The organism is Streptomyces sp. HSW2009, assembly GCF_040240285.1.
Classification (GTDB): domain Bacteria; phylum Actinomycetota; class Actinomycetes; order Streptomycetales; family Streptomycetaceae; genus Streptomyces.
In genome coordinates this window covers 1-4,467 of record NZ_JBEHZD010000593.1, presented here as the reverse complement: position 1 = coordinate 4,467, position 4,467 = coordinate 1, and the positions used below count along the sequence as shown (strand labels likewise).

3 protein-coding genes are annotated in these 4,467 nt (G+C 76.3%); all 3 read left to right on the top strand.

The genetic code is table 11. The features are described 5' to 3' along the window. Nucleotides 1–510 precede the first annotated feature (510 nt). Nucleotides 511–2,457 (top strand): hypothetical protein, encoded by a 1,947-nt coding sequence (locus AAHZ94_RS29160; protein ID WP_349996643.1) that lies wholly within the window; start codon nt 511–513, stop codon nt 2,455–2,457. Between the two features lie 270 nt (nt 2,458–2,727). Then, a complete protein-coding gene (locus AAHZ94_RS29155; RefSeq protein WP_349996642.1) occupies nt 2,728–3,363 on the top strand; it encodes an RNA polymerase sigma factor in 636 nt (211 codons plus the stop codon). Then, entirely contained in the window at nt 3,360–4,364 is a 1,005-nt protein-coding gene (locus AAHZ94_RS29150) for a CU044_5270 family protein (protein ID WP_349996640.1), read from the top strand. The genes AAHZ94_RS29155 and AAHZ94_RS29150 overlap by 4 nt, the downstream gene beginning before the upstream one ends. Nucleotides 4,365–4,467: the final 103 nt, after the last annotated feature.

The following is a 4,467-nucleotide window of genomic DNA, read 5'->3' as shown; positions in this document are numbered from 1 at the left end:
ACCCCGGCGTCTCCTGAGGGCCCGACGCCGCCGACTCCCCTGACGGGGCAGGTCGAGGCGGCTGCGGCCGGTGGCCCGGGTGTGACGCCGCCACCTGACGGCTCGGGCGCGACGCCCCCGCCCGCGGGTGCGCGCCGTGCTTCGCCGCCGACGATGCCGTTGACCGCGCTGCCGCTGGCGGGCTCGGGTGCACCGGCGGACTCGCGGACACCGGCGCGTTCGACGGGAACGCCGACGCCCCCGCCGGGGCCGGCCGACGCACCGCCGCCCAGTGGCTCGGGTACGACGCCCCCGCCCGCGGGTGCGCGCCGTGCTTCGCCGCCGACGATGCCGTTGACCGCGCTGCCGGCGACGGGCTCGGGGCCATCAGCAGATTCGGGTACACCGGTGCATCCGGGAGCGCCGACGCCCCCGCCGGGCCAGGCCGATGCCTCTCCGTCCGGTGGCCCGGCCGCCGCGCCCCCGGCAGGCCCGCGTCCGGCCGACCCGCGGGCGGCCGGTGGCCATCCGGTGGACACCACCCCGCTGGCCGCGTACTCCGAGCCCGTGCCCGAGCCGGGGCCCGTCCCCACGCCCGTACCCGCGCCTGCGCCCGCAGCGGCGCCCCCGCCGGTACCCGCGCCCGGGCCCCCGCAGGGCAGCGCCCCGGCCGGTCCGGTCGACGCGCCCGCAGCGGGCCCGTACGCCGCCGCGCCCCAGCCCGCCGACGCCCCGCCGCCGGGCCATCCGTACGGTGCCGGCGCCCAGCCGGGAGGCCCCTACGCGCCCGGGCCCCGGCCGGCCAACCCGTACGCGACGTCCACTGCGGGCGCAGCCGCAGCCGCAGCCGCAGCCGCTTCCGCGACGCCCGGCGGGTACCCGCCGCCCGGCGGTGGCTACGGGTTCGGCACACCCCCGCCGACCGCACCCCCGCCCCCGCCCGCGCAGGCGCCCGACGTGCCGGTGGCGGCCGATCCGTGGCGGGCCGTCGCGGTGGCGGTGCTCAATGCCAGTGGGCTCGGTGCGGGGTACGCGCTGGTGCGGATGTGGTGGGCGGTGGTGGTGTGTTGGGCGGCGGTCGGCGGGCTGTTGGCGTTCGCGCTGCCGGCCGAGCCGGACGGGGTGTCCGGCGGTGTGGTGATCGGGTTCGCCGTGGTGTGGCTCGCGGCCGTCGCGCACGGGGCGTTCGTCGGGTTGCGCCGACGGCTGGTCTGGCCGCCGCGCGCGCCGGTGGCCGTACTGCTCGGGATCGTGCTGCTCGCCGCGCCGCTGGGCGGGTTCGTCGCGTACGACGCGGCGCGGAACGAGGCCACCGAAGAGATGCTGCTCGACCGGCTGGCGGAGGCCGACGCGCTGGTCGAGGCGACCAGCGGCGAGCGGTTCGACAGCGCCGAGTCCGACTACCGGGCGGCCCTCGCCCTGTACGGCGGTCTCATCGAGGACCACCCGGGCTCGCGGGCCGGGCGGCGGGTGCCCGACCGGCTCGCCGCGTACTACGAGTCGGTCGGCGCGCCCTACGCGCGCCAGGACTACTGCGGGGCGATGAAGCCGCTGAAGTACCTGCGGACCGTGCCGCGGACCATCGACAGGGAGCGCCTGGGCGCGCTCGCCACCTGGCCCGACGACCGGCTGGCGACGTCGCTGTACGAGTGCGGGGCGCCCACCCTGGGCGCGGTGGACGACAGCGCCGGCGAGGTGGGCAGCGCGCAGCGGGTGGCGCCGCTGACCGAGTTGCTGACCGACTTCCCGCAGTCCGCGCAGGCCAAGAAGGTGGAGCCGGCGGTCACCGCGGCCGTCCGCAAGGCCGGCGACGACATCGACGGGGCCGACCCGTGCGGCACCGTACGGCGGCTGCGCGTCCTCAGCAGCCAGGCCACGACGCTGGCCGGCGCGGGGTCGGGCGCGGGCGGCGGACTGCGCGCCGCGGCCGGCACCGCAACCGGGCACCTGCGGGCGGGCAGTTACGCGTGCGGCGTCGACCAGTACCGGGAGGGCGAGTACGCGCAGGCGATCACGACCCTGACCGACTTCACCACCACGTACCGCAGCGACAAGAAGCGGGCGCTCGCCGAGAAGATCATCATCGCCGCTGAGGTCGCGAAGTCGCTGCCCGACGCGGGCAAGAAGCTGCCGACCACCGACTCCGGCGGCAGCGTGTCCCTCACGGTCAAGAACGACAGCCCGAACCAGGTCGAGATCCTCTACACCGGCCCGGTGACCGGCAAGTTCTCGCTCCCGGCGTGCAAGGGCTGCACCACGTACGCCAGCCGCGAACAGGCCAAGACCCGCGCCTGCAAGGGCAGTACGAAGCGCCCGCAGCGCACCCTGTCGCTGCCGCTGGGCACGACGTACTTCCTGCACCGCGCGAAGGACAAGAGCGTCAACACGGGCACCGACACCGTCAAGATCGAGTCCGGGTACGTGTACACGGAGTGCGCGTACGAGGTGAGTCCGTTCGGGCTGGGGCCTGCGGACTAGCGGACGCGCGGTCGAGCGGACGTGGGGAGCGGGCCGGCGCGGGCGTAAGCGGGGCCGGGCAGGGTCTTCAGAGGGTTGATGCGGGGCGGTGCCGACGGCGCCGCCCCGCGCCGCGTTCCGCGTGCCGGCCCGCGGGGGTGTCCGCGCGGTGTCCCGTCCTGCGCGGCGTCCCGCGCTGCTTACGGCGCGCCCACGTCCCGTACACCCAACCCCGTCACCCTGTGACTCAGCTCACGCGAATGCGGGGGGTGGGGGCGGACAGGTCAGGGTGTGGAGCATTCATTGCGGGCCGGGGTGCGGGGGGGGGAGCCGGGGGCGTTCCGGCGGCTCTTCGACGACCATGCCGCGGCGGTGCACCGGCACGCCGTACGGATGACCGGCGACTGGGCCACGGCCGAGGACGTCGTCTCGCTCACCTTCCTCGAAGCGTGGCGGCTGCGCGAGCGCGTACTGCCCGACGGCGACGACGACCTGCGCCCGTGGCTGCTCGGCATCGCCACCAACGTGCTGCGCAACACCACCCGGGCCGCCCGCAGGCACCGGGACGCGCTGGCCAGGCTGCCGGTCGGGGAGAGCGTGCCGGACTTCGCCGACGAGGTGACCCAGCGGATGGTGGACGGCGAACAGTTGGCCGCCGCCCGGCGGGCGCTCGGCAAGTTGCGGCGGATGGAGCGCGAGGTGTTCACGCTCTGCGTCTGGGAGGGGTTGGACTCGGCCACCGCGGCCGAGGCGCTCGGCATTCCGGTCGCCACCGTCCGCACCCGGCTCTTCCGCGCCCGCAAGCGGCTCCGCAAGCTCACCGAGGAGGAGTTGAAGGGCGATCGGGGGCCGGGGCGGCCGGCGCCCGCCCGTACGGGACCCGCCGTCGCCGCGCGCGGCGTGTGGGAGTGGGAGGAGACCCCATGAACGGCCATCCGTGGCAGCGGGACGAGGAAGCGGACCGCGAGGAGTTGGCCGCGCTGTTGCCGGCGCCGGGTGCCAGGGCGCTCGACGCGGGCCGCCACCGCGAACTGCGCGAGGGCATCGTGCGCGAGATCGGTCGTCAGCGCGCGGCCGGCCGCACCGGTCGCGACGTGGGGCGGCAGCGCTGGAAGCACCGGCTGACGGTCGTGGTGGTGCCGGTCGCGGTGGCCGTCACGGTGGTCGCCGCGATTTCGCTGGGCGACCTGCGCCCGGACAGCGCGCGCGATGCGACCGCTGGCGCCGCGACGTCGCAGGTGCAACGCCTGGACCGGCTGGCGGCGGCGCAGCAGAGCCGCCCGCCGGTGTCGGTGGGCAAGTACCAGTACGTGTACGCCCGGTCGGTGGGGCTCGCGCGGAAACTGGTGCTCGGGCAGCACGGCGGGGCCTTCGCACAGCGCGAGGAGTGGCGGGCCGCGAACGCCAAGCCGGACGGCCTCCTGTTCCGCACCACGCTGCTCCCGGCGAACAGCACGTCGCCCGTCGCCTTCCCGCACACCAAACAGAGCGCCGAGGGGGTCGAGCACAGTCCGCCGACGCTCCCGTACGACACGCTCAGGGACCTGCCCACCGACCCCGTCGAACTGCGCAAGGCCCTGTACATGCGCGTGGACGGCCGGGGGCCGGCCGCCGACGACGCGGTCCTGGAGCTCCTCGACTCGCTGCTGGTCGTCTCGAAGCTGGTGCCCGACGTGCAGACGGCGCTCTTCCGGGTGGCCCTCCACCTGCCCGGGGTCACCCTCACGCCCGGGGTACGGGACGGGGCCGGCCGGCCCGGCGTCGGCCTGTCCGCACAGCGGGCCTCGGCGGCGTGGGTGACCTGGGTGTTTGACGAGAAGACGGTCACCTATCTGGGGACGACCGATGCCGCGTTGCTGACCGGGGCCCCGGTCGACGCGCGGCGCGACCTGCCGGACGCGGCCCGCCCGCCAGGGGCCCGGCGGTAGCGGGGCGGCGCGCCGCTCCGGCCGCAGCCGAGGCGTCCGGGGACTCCAGTGAGCTCCCCGTCATCGACGCGGACGGCAATGAGCGTCGCCGCAAGAAGCGGGT

Bases quoted from the DNA above. Each gene is read 5' to 3' on its own strand.
- AAHZ94_RS29150 (WP_349996640.1), top strand. From the start codon at position 3,360: ATGAACGGCCATCCGTGGCAGCGGGACGAGGAAGCGGACCGCGAGGAG.